The organism is Burkholderia sp. ABCPW 14 (assembly GCF_001523835.1).
Lineage (GTDB): Bacteria > Pseudomonadota > Gammaproteobacteria > Burkholderiales > Burkholderiaceae > Burkholderia > Burkholderia mayonis.
On record NZ_LOVS01000070.1, the window covers coordinates 34,815 to 51,664 of the forward strand.

The following is a 16,850-nucleotide window of genomic DNA, read 5'->3' on the forward strand; positions in this document are numbered from 1 at the left end:
ATGCGCAAGATCGGACGCTATCTGCTGAACTGGCTAGTGCTGCTCGATGAGGCAGGCAACACGCTGTTCGGCGGCTCCCCGAACGAGACGATCAGTGAGCGCGCGGCGAAGGCGCGCAATGCCGGGCGCTGGTGGGGCTGCGTGCTCTGTCGGTTCCTAGACCGGATCAGCAAGAGCCATTGCGACAACGCGCTGACGTCGACGATTGGGGATGATGCGGTGATCCCGGACGGCGAGTGATGTGTTCAAAACCCATATGTAAGCCGTTGATTTGATTGACCAACACATGTCACAACTGGCATGCTATGAGGGACACATATTCCAATTGCAAGCCATTGATTAAAAATAGAAATTGGCGATTGCGAAAGGCATTTCGTGAGGTTACTGTGACGGGTTTTCGCCGATGGCGTTTTCGCCAGAACTTCCGATATGACCACGACCTATCCGCTTCACAAGACGCTCGCGCGCGCCGACGAACCGTTTCCCACGCAAGCCGACGTCGTGATCGCGGGCGCCGGCATCATGGGCTGCGCGGCCGCCTATTATCTCGGGTTGCGTGGAATAAAGGCGGTCGTCTTCGACAAATCCCGCATTGCGGGACAGCAATCGACGCGCGCATGGGGTTTCGTGCGCCAGCAGGGCCGCGAGGCCGCCGAGGTGCCGCTGATGATGGCCGGCATACGCCTGTGGGAAGGCCTCGAGCGCGCGCTCGGCGCCGATCTCGAATGGCGGCAGGGCGGCTGCCTCTATCTTGCCGACAACGACGACGACTGGGCGTCGTTCGTGCAATGGATCGACGTCGCACGCGCGCACGGGCTCGACACACGCACGCTCACGCGCGCGGAACTCGACGCGCACGTGAGCGGCCTCGCCGCGCCCGCGCTCGGCGGCCTCTACACGGCGAGCGACGGCCAGGCCGAGCCGCGCCGCGTCGCCGCGGCGTTCGCCGCACGCGCGGTCGAGGCCGGTGCGCGCTTCTTCGAAGGCTGCGGCGTGACCGCGATCGACACGTCGGGCGGCGCGGTGACGGGCGTCGCGACCGAGCGCGGCGTCGTGAAGGCGCGGCGCGTGATCTGCGCGGCCGGCGCGACGAGCTTTCGCCTGCTCGACGGCGTCGGCATCCGGCTGCCGCAGCAGGCGGTGCGCGGTACCTGCATGCGCACGAACGCGTTGCCCGCCGTGTCCGCGTCGACGATCTGGGGACACGGCCTCGGCATCCGGCAGCGCGCGAACGGCGCGATCAACCTCGCCGACGACATGCAGGTCGACGTCGACGTCACGCTCGGCCACCTGCGCGGACTGAGCGTCTTCTTGCCCGAACTTTGGACGCAGCGCGAGAAATTCCGCTTTCATCTGAACGGCGCGGCGTGGCGCGATCTGACGACGCGGATCGCAGGCGGTACGCCCGCGATCGAGCCGCGCGATCCGAATCCGCAGCCGAATCCCGCGCATGCGCCGCGCGCGCTCGCGAAGCTGAAGACGATTTTTCCGGCGCTGCGCGACGCGCAGATCGTCGAGGCGTGGGCGGGCCTCATCGACGTGCTGCCCGACGGCATTCCCGTCATCGACGCGCCGCGCGCGCCGGACGGACTCGCGATCGCGACGGGGTTCTGCGGGCACGGCTTCGCGATGGGGCCGATCGTCGGCCGCTTGCTCGCCGAGTGGGCCGATACCGGCGCGACGTCGATCGATCTGTCCGCGTTTCGCGCGGCGCGTTTCGTCGACGGGACGATGCGGCGGCCGAGAAGCATGCTGTAGCGTCGATGACCGTTCGCGACGGCGAGCATGACAGCCGCGCCGCTGCGGGCGATGCCGGCGATGCGGCGGGCGTCAAACATCGTCAAATTGCGCGCGTTCGAGCACGACGTGCGGCGCGCGACGACGGTTTCCGCCGCGCGCGTCGCCGTCCGGCAGCGTAAAATCGCGACGCCCGATTCTGGAGAAAATCATTGGCGTCGCCAACCGATTACCGCAAGTCGCTGCGCTTTCGCCTGCGCAAGGCGCGCACGCCATGGACGGCGCCGCGGCCGCGCACGCTGTTCACGCGGCCCGCCGCGTCGCCGCTGCGCACGCTGTTGTTTCGCTTCGCACTGGTGATCGGGCTGTGCATGCTCGCGTTCCTCGTGCTGTATCTCGATCGCGACGGCCTGCGCGACTCGACGAAGAGCGCACCGATGAGCATCGCGGACCTCGTCTATTTCACGATGGTCACGGTCGCGACGGTCGGCTACGGCGACATCGTGCCCGTGACCGCGCGTGCGCGCCTCATCGATGCGTTCTTCATCGTGCCGATCCGCATCGGCATCTGGTTCATCTTTCTTGGTACCGCTTATCAATTCGTGATTCAACGAGTCATCGAGGACTTCCGCATGAAGCGCCTGCAAAAGAACCTGCGCGATCACGTCGTGATCTGCGGCTATGGGCTGAGCGGCTCGATCGCCGTGCGCGAGCTGCTCGAAAGCGGCGTCGATCCGGCGACGCTGATCGTCATCGACTCGCAGGAGCCGGCGCTCGAGGCGGCCGCGGCGCTCGGCGTGACGGGCCTCTGCGGCGATCCCGCGCAGGAGGATCTGTTGCAGCAGGCGCAGGTGCGCAGCGCGAAGGCGGTCATCATCTCGGTCACCGACGATCCGACCGCGATCCTACTCACGCTGTCGGTGCGCAGCATCGCGCCCGATACGAAGATCGTCGTGCGCATCCAGGAGAACCTGTACCAGCGGCAATTGCGGCAGGCGGGCGCCGACGTGATCGTGTCGTCGACGAAGATCGGCGCGCTGCTGCTCGCCGATGCGGTCGAGAGCCGCTACATCGTGCCGTTCGTCAACGACATGCTGTCGACGCGCGGCCGCGCGACGCTCGTCGAGCGGCCGGCCGCCGCGCACGAGATCGGCTGCATGTCGAACGGGGTGATGGGCGCGCTCGTCGTCGGGCTGGATCGCGCGGGCAAGATCCTGTCGTTCTACGAAGATCCGCCGTGCCGGATCGAGGCGGGCGATACGCTCGTCGTGATCCAGTCGACGCGGGCGATGGAGCGGGCGGGCATCGACGTGGCGGACTGAGCGCGCGCGGCGGGAACGGGTGTCCGGCCCGGCGCGCGTGCGTGCGCGGTTGGCGGCGCGCGAGTCTCGCGTTGCGAGTCTCGTGATGTCCCGATGCGCCGAATCGCCGATGCTTCGTCGGGTCGTTCGGCGGCGGAACGGTTCGCCGACCATTGGCCGAGGCGCCGGCGCGGTCGAGGCGATGCGCGACGCACGCGTGCAGAAGCGTCGCGCGCCGATCGACTCGCCGCCGCGCCTCACGTGAGCACGCGCGCTGTTCCGGACTTGGCGCGAATCGGCCGATCCGAGATTGACGGTCAGTTCGCCGGCGCGGCGGCGAGATCGCCGGGCGCTGCGTCAGGCCGCATCGCGATCGATTCGCGTATGAGCGCGGCGAGCTTGTCGGCGTCGTGCTCGGGAATCCAGTGGGTCGCGTGCGGCAGCACCTCGAGCCGGTACGGGCCGCTCACGAAGTGCCGCGCCAGCTCGGCGCCGCGCCGCGACAACGCCGCATCCCGCGCGCCCCATATGTGCAGCACGGGCACCGACACCTTGCGGGACAGATAGCCGGGCGGCGTCAGCGCGATCGCGCGGTACCAGTTGAGCGACGTCGTCAGCGCACCCGCGTCGACGATGTCGGTATAGACGGCGTCCACTTCGTCGCGCGTCATCCCGGTGCGCATCAGCATTTTCTCGAACAGCTTGCGACCGCGCGTGACGAACAGCTCCGGCAGCTTCGGCAACTGGAAGAGGCCCATGTAGTACGCGCGGAACAACTGGTCGCTGCTCAGCATCGAGCGCATGAACGCGCCCGAGTGCGGCACCGACACGGTCGTCAGCGTGCGCACCGCGGCAGGGTGCTGGGCGGCGAGCGCCCAGGCGACGGCCGCCCCCCAGTCATGGCCGACGACGTGGACCGGGCCGCCGCCGAGCCGCTCGATCAGCGCGACGACGTCGCCGACGAGGTGCGGCATCCGGTACGCGGCGACCCGATGCGGGCGTGCGCCCGGCGAGTAGCCGCGCTGGTTCGGCGCGACGGTCCGGTAGCCGTCGGCGTTCAGCGCGGCCGCGACGCGCGCCCAGCACTTCGCCGTCTGCGGCCAGCCGTGCAGCAGCACGATGATCTTGCCGTCGATCGGGCCCGTATCGACGACGTCGAAAGTCAATCCTTCGTGACTGAACGAAGTCACGCGGCGCGCATCGGCATCATCCAAGGTCGAATCTCCTGATTTATGTCTTCGATAACTTGTCTTCGGCACTCGCGCGACGCGCGACGCAATGCGCAAGCCGTCGTCGTCGGCCCGTGCGGCGTGCGCTTGCACGGGCGTTCGCCCGTCGTCGCACGGGGGCGCGGCGATGGGCGCAGGGCGCCGGCAGCGCGCGGCATCGAATGAGTCTAGGCTGCGGCTGTCGATTTGCCTACTGGATATTCGTGATGTGACTCATTGACCATCCGGAATTTGCTTTCGCGACATCTGGCGGCGCGCCGGACGCAAGCGCGCCGCCAAGGGGGCCCCGCAATGGGGGAAAACCTCGACCGCGAAGCGCCGGCGCCGGGATCGAAGCCGTGTAGCATCTGAGCCGACCCGGAATCCACTACGAGCATCCCTTTCAAGAGAGGAGAGCAGCATGAGCGAAGCAGACCGCGAGCAGGGCAAGGCGCGCCGGACGCAGGTGATGGGCGACGCCTTCGTCGAGCGTGCGATGAGCGACCTGGACGGCTTTTCGCGGCCGTTGCAGGATTGGCTGAACGAGCATGCGTGGGGCAGCACGTGGCGGCGCGGCGGCATCGATCTGAAGACGCGCAGCCTGTGCACGTGCGCGATGCTGGCGGCGCTCGGCCGCGGCCACGAGCTCAAGGGGCACGTCCGCGGCGCGCTGAACAACGGCGCGAGCCTCGTCGAGATCCGCGAGGTGCTGCTGCACAGCGCGCTGTACGCGGGCGCGCCCGCGGCCGTCGAGGCGTTCCGCAATGCGCGCGAAGTGATCGATGCGATGGGGCTCGGCGTGCCCGATGACGGCGAATGACGGCGACGTGCGCCGCGTCGCCGGAATCGCGCATCGGGCTCGCGGCAGCGCCGACCGGCCGCGACGGCGGCGGCGGTCGTCTGCTTGCGGATCATCGCTGATCGTCGATACTGGAGTAGCCGAGTAGCCGAGTAGCCGAGTAGCCGAGTAGCCGAGCAGCCGAGCAGCCGAGTAGCCGAGCAGCCGAGCAGCCGAGCAGCCAAGTAGCCAAGTAGCCAAGTAGCCAAGTAGCCAAGTAGCCAAGTAGCCAAGTAGCCAAGTAGCCAAGCAGCCAAGTAGCCAAGCAGCCAAGTAGCCAAGCAGCCAAGCAGCCAAGTAGCCAAGCAGCCGAGACGACTGATCGACGCCGCAAGAGCACGAAGCCGAAGAGCAACACCGAACAACCAGCAAAGCCCCCGAACGGACCCACGAACCCGAAGCCGACGGCTCCCTTCAAGAGGACAAACGATGACGACAGCGGTTTTCGACGCGGCGCAGACGGCGCGACTGACGCCGTTCGCCGAGCTGGTGGATGCATTGCGTACGGCCGCGCTCGACGCAGCCGACGGCCGGATCGCGAGCCCGGCGCGGCTCGTCGTGCCGCTCAACGAAGGCGGCGTGATGCTGTCGATGCCCGCGTCGGCGTCCGATCTCGCGATTCACAAGCTCGTGACCGTGTGTCCGCGCAATCGCGGCGGCGGTCTGCCGACGATCCAGGGACAGGTGGGTGTCTTCGATCCGATGACGGGCGAGCCGCTCTTCGCGCTCGACGGCCCGACCGTCACCGGCCGCCGGACGGCCGCGGTCACGCTGCTCGCGATCCGCACGTTCCTGCCCGCCGCGCCGCGCGACGTGCTGCTGATCGGCACCGGCACGCAGGCCGCGCATCATGTCGCCGCGCTCGCCGCGCTGTTTCCCAGCTTGCGGGTGCGCGTGAAGGCGCGTACGCCCGAGCAAGCGGCGGCGTTCTGCGAGCGATTGCGCGCGGTACTGCCGACGCTCGAGCCGATCGGCGGCGACGCGCTGCCCGATACGCTCGATGCGATCATCACGTCGACGACGAGCGCGACCCCCGTCTACGACGAAGCGGCGCGGGCGGGGCGGCTCGTCGTCGGCGTCGGCGCGTTTACGCCCGGCGCGGCCGAGGTCGGCGCGCGGACGATCGCAGCAAGCGCGCTCTACGTCGACGATCCGGCGGGCGCGCGCCACGAGGCGGGCGATCTGATCGCCGCGGGCGTCGACTGGATGCGCGTGCATTCGCTTGCCGACGCGCTGCGCGCGAAAGAAGCGGCTGCGCTCGCATCCGCCGAAGCCGCACCGGGCACGCCGGTGTTCTTCAAGAGCGTCGGCTGCGCAGCCTGGGATCTCGCCGCGTGCCGCGTCGCGCTCACTTCACGCACTCGAGCGTGTACCTGAGCGCCGGGCCGATCAGGCGCCGCCACACGTCCCACGTGTGCGCGCCGTCGACGATCCGCAGCGCGGCCGGATTCTGCGCGCGCCGCAGGCTCGTGTAGAGCACGCTCGACTCGGCCTGGATCGACAGGTCGTCGTCGCCCGCCGCGATGAACATCCGCAGCCGCAGCGGCTGCGCGAAATAGCTGCGCCACAGCGCCGGGTAGTTGAGCTCGTGCCAGACCTTCGGATCGAACTGCTTGTCGCCGAACACGCCGACGTAGCGCGCGGCGGAGCTCGCGGGCGGCTCGTTCGCGTAGATCGCGGGGCTCAGCAGCATCGCGCCGCAAAAGCGCTCGGGCTCGAGGAACGCGAAGCGCAGCGCGCCGTAGCCGCCCATCGACACGCCGCCGATCGCCCGTCCCGCGCGCTGGTTCGACACCGCGTAGTGCGCTTCGACATCGGGAATCAGGTCGTCGAGGAATGCGCTTTGCATCTTCTCCTTGCGGTCGACGTACCAGTCGGTGCCGCCTTGCGGCATCACGATCACGACGGGCGGAATGTCCCGGCGCTCGATCAGCGCGTCGGCGGTGAGCTGCAGGCGGCCCAGCGTGATCCAGTCGTTCGCGTTGCCGGCGTTGCCGTGCAGCAGGTATAGCACCGGATAGCGCGCGCCCTCCGGGTTGTAGCCCGCCGGCAGGTAGACGGTGTACGACCAGTCGCGGTGCAGCGCTTGCGAGCGGAACGTGCGGGTGGCGATGCTGCTGACGGGCGCCGCGTGCGCGGCGAGAGGGAGCGCGGCGGCGAGCAGCGCGGCGAGAAACAAAACGAATCGGCGCATGACGGCGTAATTGGTATGGGCGCCGATATGCTAGCAGCAGCGAATGACAGCCGTGTGCGGGTTTTTCGGCGTCAGCGCCTCGGCCGACGCAGCGGCGGCCGCACTGGCGGCCTGAACGGCTGCAACAGCCGCGATTGCCGCACGAAGCCCGACATCCGGGCGACGAGCGGCGCGTACAGCTTCGCGACGACGTACAGCAGGCCGACCGCCGCCGCATCGGCGACGAGTCCGAGCGGCAGATTCAGGTAGCCGTCCGTCGCCGCGTACAGCAGCGAATCGACCGACAGCGAGATGCCCGTGCCGGCGACGAAGCAGAGCAGCCCCTGCCGGCCGATCGTGCCGATCCACGGCATCGCTTGCGCGATGCGATGCATCCAGCCGAGATGGACGAGCTTCGCGGCGAGCCATGCGATCGCGATAAAGTTCGCGAGCCGCAGCGGGCCGAGGTTCTGCTTGATCGACGGGTCGGTCGGGAACGGCTCGATGCGCAGCCGGTAATACGCGCCCGCCGCGACGACGACGATCGCGGCCGCGGTCGCGAACCAGCCGACCGGCCGCCGCGCGAGCACCTGATAGATCGGCTGGCAGCGCGCGACGATGCCGAGCACGAACAGGAACTGCCACGCGAACGGATTGAAGTCCCACGGCACGCCGTCGGCGGTCGGCAGATAGCCGGCGATCTTGCGCGCGGCGAGCCACAGCGCCGCGCTTGCGACGACGAGCAGCCACCACCCGCGGCTGCGCGCGACGGGCAGCGCGAGCGGCACGAGAAGCGCGAAGAACGCGTACATCGGCAGCACCGACGCGAGATACGGCTGACGCCTGAGCAGCAGGATGTCGCGAAGCGCGGCGAGCGGCGCGTGCAGCAGCCCTTCGAGATCGTTGGTCGGCATGTTCGGCGCATCGATCGCGAATGCGTTCAGCACTGCGGTGATGAAGAGCATCAGGCCGGCCGTGAACAGGAACGCGCGGTAGATTTCAAACGCGCGTTTGACGAAGCGCTGGCGCGCGGCGGCCTCGGTGTGGCGCGCGGCGAGCGAGTTGTACGCGATCGCGGTCGCGAAGCCGCCGAGGAAGACGAACACCTCGGCCGCGTCGCAGAGCGCGTACGCGTGCAGCGTGACGCGCGACAGGATGCTGCCGCCGATATGGTCGACGACGATGACGAGCAGCACGAGACCGCGGAAGAAGTCGAGCTCGGCGTAGCGTTGGGCCGGCGCGGCGTTCATGCGGCGTCGCGTGCGCGCGACGCGCGACGGACGCGGTGCGAGGCTGGAACGGCGAAAACGGGGACGGACAAGGTGCGCATGATGGGGGGCGGCATCGCTACATGATCGGATTCAGACAACGATGGTCGCGCATTGTGCCATCGAAGGCGAGGGTTTCGGGTTTACGCGAAGTTACAAACGATCCTGACGAAATCCCGACACAGTAGTTGGCAATACGCAACGAAATGTAAAAAAAGTGATGCACCAACATGGACGTTGCATTTTTTGCATGACAGTATTTCTTTCATTGCAGCAATCCCGCGACGTGGGCCGTCGGAGACGGGATGCACTCGAAATGCTCCGAAATGGGGCGCCGAAATTTGAAATGCGTCGTGGCAGCCTGGCTTGTGCGAGGCTGTCGAAAACAAGGTCTGGAGATACTGATAATGAAAAAGCAAGTCATTTCCGCAGCCGCTTTGCTCGCATTCGCCGCGCCGGTTTTCGCCCAAAGCAGCGTCACGCTGTACGGCGTGATCGACGAGGGCTTCAACTATACGAGCAACGTGAACGTCAACGGCGTGGGCAAGAGCAATTACCAGCTCGCGAGCGGTTTCGCGCAAGGCAGCCGCTGGGGTCTGCGCGGCTCGGAAGACCTGGGCGGCGGCCTGAAGGCGATCTTCACGCTGGAAAACGGCTTCGATCTGAATAACGGCAAGCTGAATCAGGGCGGCCGGATGTTCGGCCGTCAGGCGTTCGTCGGCCTGTCGCACACGCAATTCGGTTCGCTGACGCTCGGCCGTCAGTATGACTCGGTCGTCGACTACCTCGCGCCGCTGACCGCGAACGGCAACTGGGGCGGCACGCTGTTTTCGCACCCGTTCGACAACGACAACACGGACAACTCGTTCCGTGTGAACAACACGGTCAAGTACGCGAGCCCGGACTGGAACGGCCTGCAAGTCGGCGGCACGTACAGCTTCAGCAACGCGACCGGCTTCTCGAACAACCGTCAGTACAGCATCGGCGCCGCGTACACGATGGGCGGCCTGCAACTCGCCGCCGCGTACCTGCAGGCGAACAACCCGGGCAAGACCGCGAGCGGCGCGATCGCGGACAACGACGCGAACTTCACGGCCGACCGCCTGCGCATCTTCGGCGGCGGCGTCAACTACACGTTCGGCCCGGCGACGGTCGGCTTCGTGTACACGAAGGCCGACATCAAGAATCCGGTCTCGACGGTCTATCTGCCGTCGTCGACGTTCACGGGCCTCGGCCTGACCGCGACGAAGTTCCAGAACTTCGAAATCAACGGCAAGTACCAGCTGACGCCGGCGCTCTTCATCGGCGCGCAATACGTGTATACGGACGGCAAGTTCGACGCGGCCGCGGGCAGCGTGAAGCCGAAGTACCACACGGTCGGCCTGATGGCGGACTACAACCTGTCGAAGCGCACCGACGTCTACCTGCAAGGCGCATGGCAGAAGGTCGCGGGCGACAAGACGGGCACGATCGCGGACGGCGGCTATGTCGTCGGTACGGACGGCCCGTCGGCGTCGGCGAACCAGTTCGCGGTCCGCGCGGCGATCCGCCACAAGTTCTGATCGGGGCGGCCACGCGGCGGCGCGCGGTCGAGCGTGCCGTCGGCGTCCGGTTTGCTTCGGCTTGCGTTCAGCCGGCTCGTTTGGCCGGCTGAACGACTCTGTGGTTCAGCCGGCGAAGTTGGGCTCATCCAGCGGAACTGGTCGGACCGACTGCTGCGTCGTCGACACAAAGCGTGCCGGTGTGTGCAGTTGCGATTGCATTTCGGTCGGTCTTTCGGGCGCGGTAAACGCTTGGGTATCGCCACGCGGCGCTTGAGTCCTCTCCATTTTTCCCTCGGCGGCAAGCGGATACGCGTGCGTATTGATTTTTCGCCGGCGCAATGCCGTGCATCTTCGCAAACCGCAAACCGCATTTGCTGTTCGCGCCCGCCGGGCGGTTCGGATCGAGCGCGGCGGAATCCACGTCTTTGCGTTCTGCTTGCTTGCTGCACAGATCAGCCGACAATTTGCTCGACTCGAACGAGCCCCGGCAGATCGTCCATCAAGCGATGCTTGCCGCGCCACACGCGTGGTGGGCGCGGCGCATAACCGATTCGCAGCGATTCCCCGAGCCGAAGCGCCGCGACGAGCGAACGCCAATCGGCGAGCAACCGATCAACCCGTGAACGACTCGCCCTTGCCCGGATCGTGTGCGAGAAACGCGATGAAATCGCGCGTGTATTTCGGCAATTCGTCGAAGCTGCGTGCACAGATCGTCAGCCGGCGGTGCGCCCACGGATCGGTGAGTTCGATCAGGCGGATCTGCATCGTCTGTTGCGCGCGCAGCGCCGCATGGCGCGACACGATGCCGATCCCGACGCCGCGCTCGATCAGCCGGCAGATCGCGTCGAAGCTCTTCAACTGCACGCGGTAGTCGATCCGCTTGCCGAGCGCCTTCGCTTGTTCGGCGAGGTGGACCTGCAGCGCGCTGCCGTCCGTCATGCCGATAAAGTCGGCGTCGACGAGTTCCGTGAACGCGACCCGCTCGCGTGCGGCGAGCGGATGGTCGACCGCCGCGACGGCGATCAGCCAGTCCTCGCGAAACGGCATCTGCTCGAGTCCGTCGAGGCCGACCGAATCGGCGACGATTCCGAAGTCCGCCGTCTTGCCGCGGATCGCATGGACGATCTCCTGACTCGAGCGCTCCTCGACGCTCACCGACAGCTTCGGATGGCGCGGCAGATATTCGGCGAGCGCGTCGGGCAGGTACTCGCTGAGCGCCGCGGTGTTGCTGAGGAGGCGAATGTGGCCGCGCAGTCCGGCGCCGAATTGCTGGAGTTCGCCGCGCATGTGGTCGATCTGCTGCAGCACGACGCGCGCGTGGTGCTCGAGCGCGCGGCCGGCTTCGGTCGCGCGCGTGCCGCGCTTCGCGCGCTGCAGCAGCGGGACGCCGAGTTCTTCTTCCATGCCGCGAATTCGCTCGCTCGCGGATTGCAGCGTCATGTGCGCGCGCTCGGCGCCTCCCGTGATGCTGCCGGCTTCGCAGACGTGCAGGAAAAGTCGCAGATCGGTCAGGTCGAATCGCATGGGGCTTGCGTTGTCGTTGTAATGGCCGATACGGTAACAGGATTGCGGCGCGTCGCGTTCAGGCTGTGCCTGAGAGCCGCTTCGCCGGTTCCGCATTTTCGTGCGACGAATTGCCGCGCATCATGACCGCTCGTTCGTCGATCCGGAGGCGCGCATGCGAAGCAACCCGTCTTGGCTCCTGGCGTTCAAGATCGCATTGCACATCTTCTTTCTCTGCTGCGGCGCCGCTTTCGCGTATTCGACGCTGTTCGCGCCGCAGCTGTGATGCGAACGGTCGCGGAGGGTTCGGCGCATGAATCCGCCGTCGGATGAAGAGGCGCGGCGCGTGCGGATCGCCGGACGCCGTGCGCAAAAAAATGCGTCCAGTCGTCCGAAATAGGCTCGGATCGGCATTTTTGACGGGGCGAACGCGTGTTTTGCGCCGTGCGTCGAAGTCGCGCTTATCGATGCCGCATCGGCGAATTATTTCGTTTTCTGCGGATTTGTGGTGGCGCAATTTCTATTTTCGAAATTCTCGCTGCGGTTTTGTCATCATTCTTGCATCCGGTTACACGCGCTCGCGGCGATTTTTGAGATGCTCAAAAAATTCAATGACCGGAGTTGTCTCGAGCATGAGCAAGAGCGAGATCAACCGCAGTGTCGCGTGGCTGTCCGGCATGTCGGCCGCGCTCGTCGTCGCGGGTTGCGCAACCACGTCGCCTGTCACGCCTACCGATACGCTTGCCGGCGCGGCGGCCCCCGCTTCGTCGGCGAGTGCCGCGCAGGCGGCCGCCGCGCCGCCGGCCGGCGATGCGGCGCAGCATCAGGACAAGCCCGCCGCGCCGGCGTCCGTCGCGACGCGCTACGTCGTGAAGCGCGGCGACACGCTGTCGGCGATCGCCGACGCGAACGGCTGCACGGTGCGCGACCTGCAGGCCTGGAACCGCATGGGCCGCCGGACCCGAATCGCCATCGGGCAGGTGCTGCGGATCGCGCCGCCCGGCGCGGAAAACGCGGCCGCCTCGCAGGCGGCGAACGGCGCCGATTCCGCACGTGCGCCCGGCAATGTCGCTGACGCGGCTCGCACGAACGATTCGGCAAGCGGGGCGAGCGCGGCGCCGGCCGGCGGCACGAATCCGTCGTCGTCGGTTGCCGATGCGTCGCAGCCGGCTTCGACGCCCGAAAGTGCCGCCGATCGCGCGGCGGACCGACGCGTCGTGCAGGAAACGAAGCGGCATGCGCAGTCGATCGCGCTCGCATGGCCGGCGAAGGGCGCGGTCGCCGAAACGTTCCAGCCCGGTCGCAACCGCGGCATCCGGATCGTCGGACGTGCGGGCGACGCGGTGCGCGCGGCGGCATCGGGCCGCGTGATGTATGCGGGCACGGGCCTGAACGGCTACGGCACGCTGATCCTCGTCCAGCACAACGCGGATTTCCTGACCGCGTATGCGCACAATCGCAAGGTGCTCGTGAAGACGGGAGACGTCGTTCAGCAGGGCGAACAGATCGCCGAGATGGGCACCGGCGACAGCACGCGCGCGGGGATGCTGTTCGAAGTGCGGCGCGACGGCAAGCCGGTCAATCCCATGCAGTATCTGCCGGGCCGGCAGCAGGGATAGCGATCGCGCACGCAGGCGGCGTGCGAACGAGAGACGGGCGATGCGCGGCGAATTTGACGCTTCGCCCGAGCACGGCGCCGTGCGCGCGAGCGACCACAAATCCGCACGGTTTCGTACAGCGAGAACTGATACGCTCTTGGGCTGCGATTTCGGGTGCGCGAGTGCCGTGCCGCCCGGTTCGCGTCCGTTCACCATCTCGCTATCCGCTTATGAACCACTCACCGTTACGCCGTTCACTGCTTGCCGCCGCCGTTTTCGCGCCGCTGATCGGCGCATGTGCGCCGCTGCGTGGCAACGCGAACGGCGTCGCCGCCGCCGAGCGGCAATTGGGGGAACTCGAGTCGTCGTTCGACGGCCGCCTCGGCTTCGTCGCGCTCGACACGGCGACGGGCGCGCGTATCGCGCATCGCGCCAACGAGCGCTTTCCGTTCTGCAGCACGTTCAAGACGATGCTGTCGGCCGCGATCCTCGCGCGCAGCGCAGGTGACGCCACGTTGCTGCGGCGTCGGATTCCATATGCGAAGCGCGATCTCGTCAGTTATTCGCCGATCACCGAGAAGCGCGTCGGCGATGGGATGACCGTCGCCGAACTTTGCGCGGCGATGCTCCAGTACAGCGACAACACGGCGGCGAACCTGCTGATCGCGCTGCTCGGCGGTCCGCAGGCCGTCACCGCATATGCGCGTTCGATCGGCGACACGACGTTGCGCCTCGACCGCCGGGAGACCGAACTGAATACCGCGATTCCCGGCGACGAGCGCGACACGACGACGCCCGCCGCGATGGCCGCGAGCGTGCGCCGGCTGCTTGTCGGCGATGCGCTCGGCGCCGCGCAACGTGCGCAACTCGATACGTGGATGCTCGGCAACACGACGGGCGGCGCGCGGATCCGCGCGGGCGTGCCGGCCGACTGGCGCGTCGCCGACAAGACGGGCACGGGCGACTACGGGACGGGGAACGACATCGGCGTCGCGTATCCGCCGAACCGCGCGCCGATCGTGATCGTCATCTACACGACGATGCGCGACAAGAATGCGCAGGCGCGCGACGACGTGCTGGCGTCGGCGGCGCGGATCGCCGCGCGGACATTCGGTTGACGATGCGCCGAGGGTACGCCGTTCGGGCGGGCCCGGCGTGCGGGTGGTTGGCGGCGGCTTAACGCGTCGTGCGAGCGATGCCGTGCGCGCCATGCCGATGCGTCGGGCATCGGCGTTTCGGTGACGCGAGTTCGACGCGTGACCGGCTTCGGCGCTCGCCGGCATGCAAGCGATGCCGATCGATCCGCTTGGCCGTGTTCGTTGCGAGGCGGGCCGCCCTGAGGCACGCAACGTGCGTCACGAACGGGCGCGGGCAGCATCCTCCCGTTGGGCGACGGCGATTCGAACGTTCGCCTCGGTGATCGGGCAGCGCCGCGTTCGTGCGCAGCGCGAGCCGCTTCGTACCGCCGAGTTTCCCGCTCGCCGCCGGCGACGGCGAATCGAACATTCATCGACGTGATCAGGCGGCGCCGCTTTCCCTTCTCGCACGATCCGCATCATGTCGCCGACGCCGGGAATTGTCTGTCATAACGTCGCGAGCCGGCGAGGCCCGCATCGCTCGCACGAGCCACGCGGCAGCGGCGGTTTACGCCGCGCGTCGCGTGCGTTCCGCCCCGCCTTGTCCTGCCTCGCCAAACGCTTCGTGCTCCGAACGCTCGCGCAGCGCCCGCATTTCGCTTATCGTGACGGCTTGCCCGCAGGCATCGTCCGTCGCATCGCCTGCGCGTCCGTGTTGCCTCCGCTCCGCCGTCGATCGCCATGCGCCGCCTTCCACCCTTGAACGCCCTGCAGATTTTCGCGACGGTCGCGCGCCATCGCAACTTCACGCGCGCCGCCGACGCGCTGTGCGTGACGCAAGGCGCGATCAGCCGTCAGATTCAATCGCTCGAAGCGCATTACGGTTTTCCGCTCTTCATGCGCCACGCGCGCGGCCTCACGCTGACGGCGGAGGGCGAGCAACTGCTGCCCGTCGTCGCCGAGAGCTTCGCGCGGATCGAGGATATTTCACGGAAGCTCACGCGCCAACGCACCGATCTCGCGCTGAAGGTGCCGACCTGCATGATGCGGTGGGTGTTGCCGCGGATCATGCGGTTCCAGCGCGAGCATCCGGACCTGCACGTGCAGATGACGACCACCTGGCGGCACGACGTCGATTTCCAGAGCGAGCCGTTCGATGCGGCGATCGTCTACGGGACATCGCCCGGCCCGGACATGAAGGCCGTGCCGCTCTTCGACGAGCGCCTCACGCCCGTGTGTTCGCCGGACCTGCTGAAGGACAAGCCGCTCGCGCGCGCAGACGACCTCGCGCGCCACACGCTGCTGCATCCGACGCGCGATCATCGCGACTGGCGGCGCTGGCTCAAGTACGCGGGCGTGGCCGGCGTCGACCCGGATCGCGGGCCGAGCTTCGACACGCTCGACCTCGCGACGAGCGCTGCGACGCAAGGCTTCGGCGTCGCGCTGGGCGACCTGACGTTGAGCGAGGAGGACCTTGCCGCACGGCGGCTCGCGACGCCGCTCGACATCGTGCTGAAGACGGGGGCGCGCTATTACTTTGTCTATCCGGACAGCGTCGCGCAACAGCAGAAGATCCAGCGTTTCAGCGGGTGGCTCGAAGCGAATCGCGACTGACCGGACGGCTCGTCCGGTCCGGCCGCGATCTCGCCGGGCGATACCGAGTGCCGAACGTGCTCCGCGCGGCCGCCGCTACAGATACGACACGACGGCGACGATGCGCTGCGGGTCGCCGGGCTGGCCCGCCGGCAGCGGAATCGTGCGCGACTGCTCGGTGAACCTGACCGTGCGCAGCGCGGCGCCGCTTTGCGGATCGACGAACGTGACGGCGCCTTTCGCCGGACGAGGGCAGGCGGGCTGCAGTTGCGCGCGCGCGCTGGCGTCGCTTGCGACCGAGAACGAGCACGGCGGCTCGACGATCATGCCGGTGAAGCGGATGATGCCGGTCTGCTGGGCGTGGGCCGCGGAGGAAAGCGCAAACATCGACACGGCCAGCAGGCTGGACGCAATGAGCGATGGACGTTGCATAGCGTACTCCACGCGAATGAGTGCCCCGCAACGTTCCGAACGGCAGGCTGCGGATACGCTGCGAAGCTAAATGCGTAAACGGCAGTGCATGCGAAAACTTGATGTGAACGGACTAGAAAGTTGCGTCAACAACGAACGGGTTGGTGCCTTTCGAAAGATGCCGACGCTTTCAAGATAGAAGCGGCACGCGGCGAATGCAAGGCGATGTGGGGCGTGCGGCGGATGGGAGCGTCGCCGACGAGCGCGACGCGAAGGCGCACGGCGGCGCTGCGTCGAACGGACGCATGCGAGTGCGCTGCTCGCGCCGCGGGGTGCTCGCGCTGGAAGCGGCCATGTGCGGTGGCTGACGCATTCGCTCATGACGCCTGCCGCCGGAACGACGCGATGGCCGCGCGACACGCCGGGCATCGGGCGTCGCGACGCCCGCGCGGAGAAACCCTCAAACGAGCCGCGTCAACGTGCCGAACAGCGCGAGGTCTTCCTTCTTCGCCGAGCGCGCGTGCCGGCGAATCACCTGAAGCAGACAGTCGATGAAGCAATGCGCGGCGCTGCTCAACGTGCCGTTGCGTCTCGCGCGCG

The 16,850-nt window shown here is 67.5% G+C and carries 15 protein-coding genes and 1 pseudogene; 9 read left to right on the plus strand and 7 right to left on the minus strand.

The features are described 5' to 3' along the window. The 3 genes from WS62_RS10080 (at position 1) to WS62_RS10090 (ending at position 3,059) form a co-directional block, all read left to right on the plus strand. Positions 1-240, plus strand: a complete 240-nt coding sequence (locus WS62_RS10080; protein ID WP_066570711.1) for a hypothetical protein — start codon at positions 1-3, stop codon at positions 238-240. A gap of 189 nt (positions 241-429) precedes the next feature. Beyond that, entirely contained in the window at positions 430-1,758 is a 1,329-nt protein-coding gene (locus tag WS62_RS10085) for an NAD(P)/FAD-dependent oxidoreductase (protein WP_066570712.1), read from the plus strand. A gap of 191 nt (positions 1,759-1,949) precedes the next feature. After that, a complete protein-coding gene (locus WS62_RS10090; protein ID WP_066570713.1) occupies positions 1,950-3,059 on the plus strand; it encodes a potassium channel family protein in 1,110 nt (369 codons plus the stop codon). Between the two features lie 296 nt (positions 3,060-3,355). On the opposite strand, the gene WS62_RS10100 is transcribed toward WS62_RS10090, so the two are convergent. Further along, on the minus strand, positions 3,356-4,252 hold the full coding sequence (locus WS62_RS10100) for an alpha/beta fold hydrolase (protein ID WP_066570715.1): 897 nt from the start codon (positions 4,250-4,252) through the stop codon (positions 3,356-3,358). Positions 4,253-4,667: 415 nt separating this feature from the next. Between WS62_RS10100 and WS62_RS10105 the strand changes: the two genes are divergently transcribed. Both WS62_RS10105 and WS62_RS10110 read left to right on the plus strand, forming a co-directional pair. Beyond that, a complete protein-coding gene (locus tag WS62_RS10105; protein WP_066570716.1) occupies positions 4,668-5,066 on the plus strand; it encodes a carboxymuconolactone decarboxylase family protein in 399 nt (132 codons plus the stop codon). Between the two features lie 447 nt (positions 5,067-5,513). Next, entirely contained in the window at positions 5,514-6,461 is a 948-nt protein-coding gene (locus WS62_RS10110) for a delta(1)-pyrroline-2-carboxylate reductase family protein (RefSeq protein ID WP_066570717.1), read from the plus strand. Here WS62_RS10110 and WS62_RS10115 read toward each other — a convergent pair. Both WS62_RS10115 and WS62_RS10120 read right to left on the minus strand, forming a co-directional pair. Continuing rightward, positions 6,433-7,278 (minus strand): alpha/beta hydrolase, encoded by an 846-nt coding sequence (locus WS62_RS10115; RefSeq protein ID WP_066570718.1) that lies wholly within the window; start codon positions 7,276-7,278, stop codon positions 6,433-6,435. The two genes, WS62_RS10110 and WS62_RS10115, sit on opposite strands and share 29 nt — an antisense overlap. Positions 7,279-7,349: 71 nt before the next feature. Beyond that, positions 7,350-8,507 (minus strand): OpgC domain-containing protein, encoded by a 1,158-nt coding sequence (locus tag WS62_RS10120; protein ID WP_066570719.1) that lies wholly within the window; start codon positions 8,505-8,507, stop codon positions 7,350-7,352. A gap of 425 nt (positions 8,508-8,932) precedes the next feature. On the opposite strand from WS62_RS10120, the gene WS62_RS10125 reads away from it, so the two are divergent. Continuing rightward, positions 8,933-10,087, plus strand: coding sequence for a porin (locus WS62_RS10125; protein WP_066570720.1), 1,155 nt, complete (start codon positions 8,933-8,935; stop codon positions 10,085-10,087). A 594-nt stretch (positions 10,088-10,681) separates the two neighbouring features. Here WS62_RS10125 and WS62_RS10135 read toward each other — a convergent pair. Both WS62_RS10135 and WS62_RS36220 read right to left on the minus strand, forming a co-directional pair. Beyond that, a complete protein-coding gene (locus WS62_RS10135) occupies positions 10,682-11,593 on the minus strand; it encodes a LysR substrate-binding domain-containing protein (RefSeq protein WP_066570722.1) in 912 nt (303 codons plus the stop codon). Positions 11,594-11,651: 58 nt separating this feature from the next. Then, on the minus strand, positions 11,652-12,089 hold the full coding sequence (locus WS62_RS36220) for a hypothetical protein (protein ID WP_156440943.1): 438 nt from the start codon (positions 12,087-12,089) through the stop codon (positions 11,652-11,654). A gap of 115 nt (positions 12,090-12,204) precedes the next feature. Here WS62_RS36220 and WS62_RS10140 point away from each other — a divergent pair, with 115 nt between their 5' ends. The 3 genes from WS62_RS10140 (at position 12,205) to gcvA (ending at position 15,860) form a co-directional block, all read left to right on the plus strand. Next, the gene (locus WS62_RS10140) at positions 12,205-13,191 is read left to right on the plus strand and encodes a M23 family metallopeptidase (protein ID WP_066570723.1); all 987 of its coding nucleotides are present in this window, start codon (positions 12,205-12,207) and stop codon (positions 13,189-13,191) included. A gap of 209 nt (positions 13,192-13,400) precedes the next feature. Further along, entirely contained in the window at positions 13,401-14,288 is an 888-nt protein-coding gene (gene blaPEN-bpc, locus WS62_RS10145; RefSeq protein ID WP_066570724.1) for a PEN family class A beta-lactamase, Bpc-type, read from the plus strand. A 699-nt stretch (positions 14,289-14,987) separates the two neighbouring features. Further along, positions 14,988-15,860 (plus strand): transcriptional regulator GcvA, encoded by an 873-nt coding sequence (gene gcvA / locus WS62_RS10155; protein ID WP_066570726.1) that lies wholly within the window; start codon positions 14,988-14,990, stop codon positions 15,858-15,860. A gap of 75 nt (positions 15,861-15,935) precedes the next feature. On the opposite strand, the gene WS62_RS10160 is transcribed toward gcvA, so the two are convergent. Together WS62_RS10160 and WS62_RS10165 are read right to left on the minus strand one after the other, a co-directional pair. Beyond that, positions 15,936-16,271 (minus strand): type 1 fimbrial protein, encoded by a 336-nt coding sequence (locus WS62_RS10160; RefSeq protein WP_066570727.1) that lies wholly within the window; start codon positions 16,269-16,271, stop codon positions 15,936-15,938. A gap of 439 nt (positions 16,272-16,710) precedes the next feature. Beyond that, a pseudogene (locus WS62_RS10165) lies at positions 16,711-16,842 on the minus strand (LysR family transcriptional regulator); the annotation flags it as partial. Between the last annotated feature and the right edge of the window lie 8 nt (positions 16,843-16,850).

What these genes read in the sequence shown, in the direction of transcription:
- WS62_RS10080 (WP_066570711.1), top strand. Translation starts at nt 1, where the DNA reads ATGCGCAAGATCGGACGCTATCTGCTGAACTGGCTAGTGCTGCTCGAT.
- WS62_RS10085 (WP_066570712.1), top strand. Translation starts at nt 430, where the DNA reads ATGACCACGACCTATCCGCTTCACAAGACGCTCGCGCGCGCCGACGAA.
- WS62_RS10105 (WP_066570716.1), top strand. Translation starts at nt 4,668, where the DNA reads ATGAGCGAAGCAGACCGCGAGCAGGGCAAGGCGCGCCGGACGCAGGTG.
- WS62_RS10110 (WP_066570717.1), top strand. Translation starts at nt 5,514, where the DNA reads ATGACGACAGCGGTTTTCGACGCGGCGCAGACGGCGCGACTGACGCCG.
- WS62_RS10115 (WP_066570718.1), bottom strand. Translation starts at nt 7,278, where the DNA reads ATGCGCCGATTCGTTTTGTTTCTCGCCGCGCTGCTCGCCGCCGCGCTC.
- WS62_RS10120 (WP_066570719.1), bottom strand. Translation starts at nt 8,507, where the DNA reads ATGAACGCCGCGCCGGCCCAACGCTACGCCGAGCTCGACTTCTTCCGC.
- WS62_RS10125 (WP_066570720.1), top strand. Translation starts at nt 8,933, where the DNA reads ATGAAAAAGCAAGTCATTTCCGCAGCCGCTTTGCTCGCATTCGCCGCG.
- WS62_RS10135 (WP_066570722.1), bottom strand. Translation starts at nt 11,593, where the DNA reads ATGCGATTCGACCTGACCGATCTGCGACTTTTCCTGCACGTCTGCGAA.
- WS62_RS10140 (WP_066570723.1), top strand. Translation starts at nt 12,205, where the DNA reads ATGAGCAAGAGCGAGATCAACCGCAGTGTCGCGTGGCTGTCCGGCATG.
- blaPEN-bpc (WP_066570724.1), top strand. Translation starts at nt 13,401, where the DNA reads ATGAACCACTCACCGTTACGCCGTTCACTGCTTGCCGCCGCCGTTTTC.
- gcvA (WP_066570726.1), top strand. Translation starts at nt 14,988, where the DNA reads ATGCGCCGCCTTCCACCCTTGAACGCCCTGCAGATTTTCGCGACGGTC.
- WS62_RS10160 (WP_066570727.1), bottom strand. Translation starts at nt 16,271, where the DNA reads ATGCAACGTCCATCGCTCATTGCGTCCAGCCTGCTGGCCGTGTCGATG.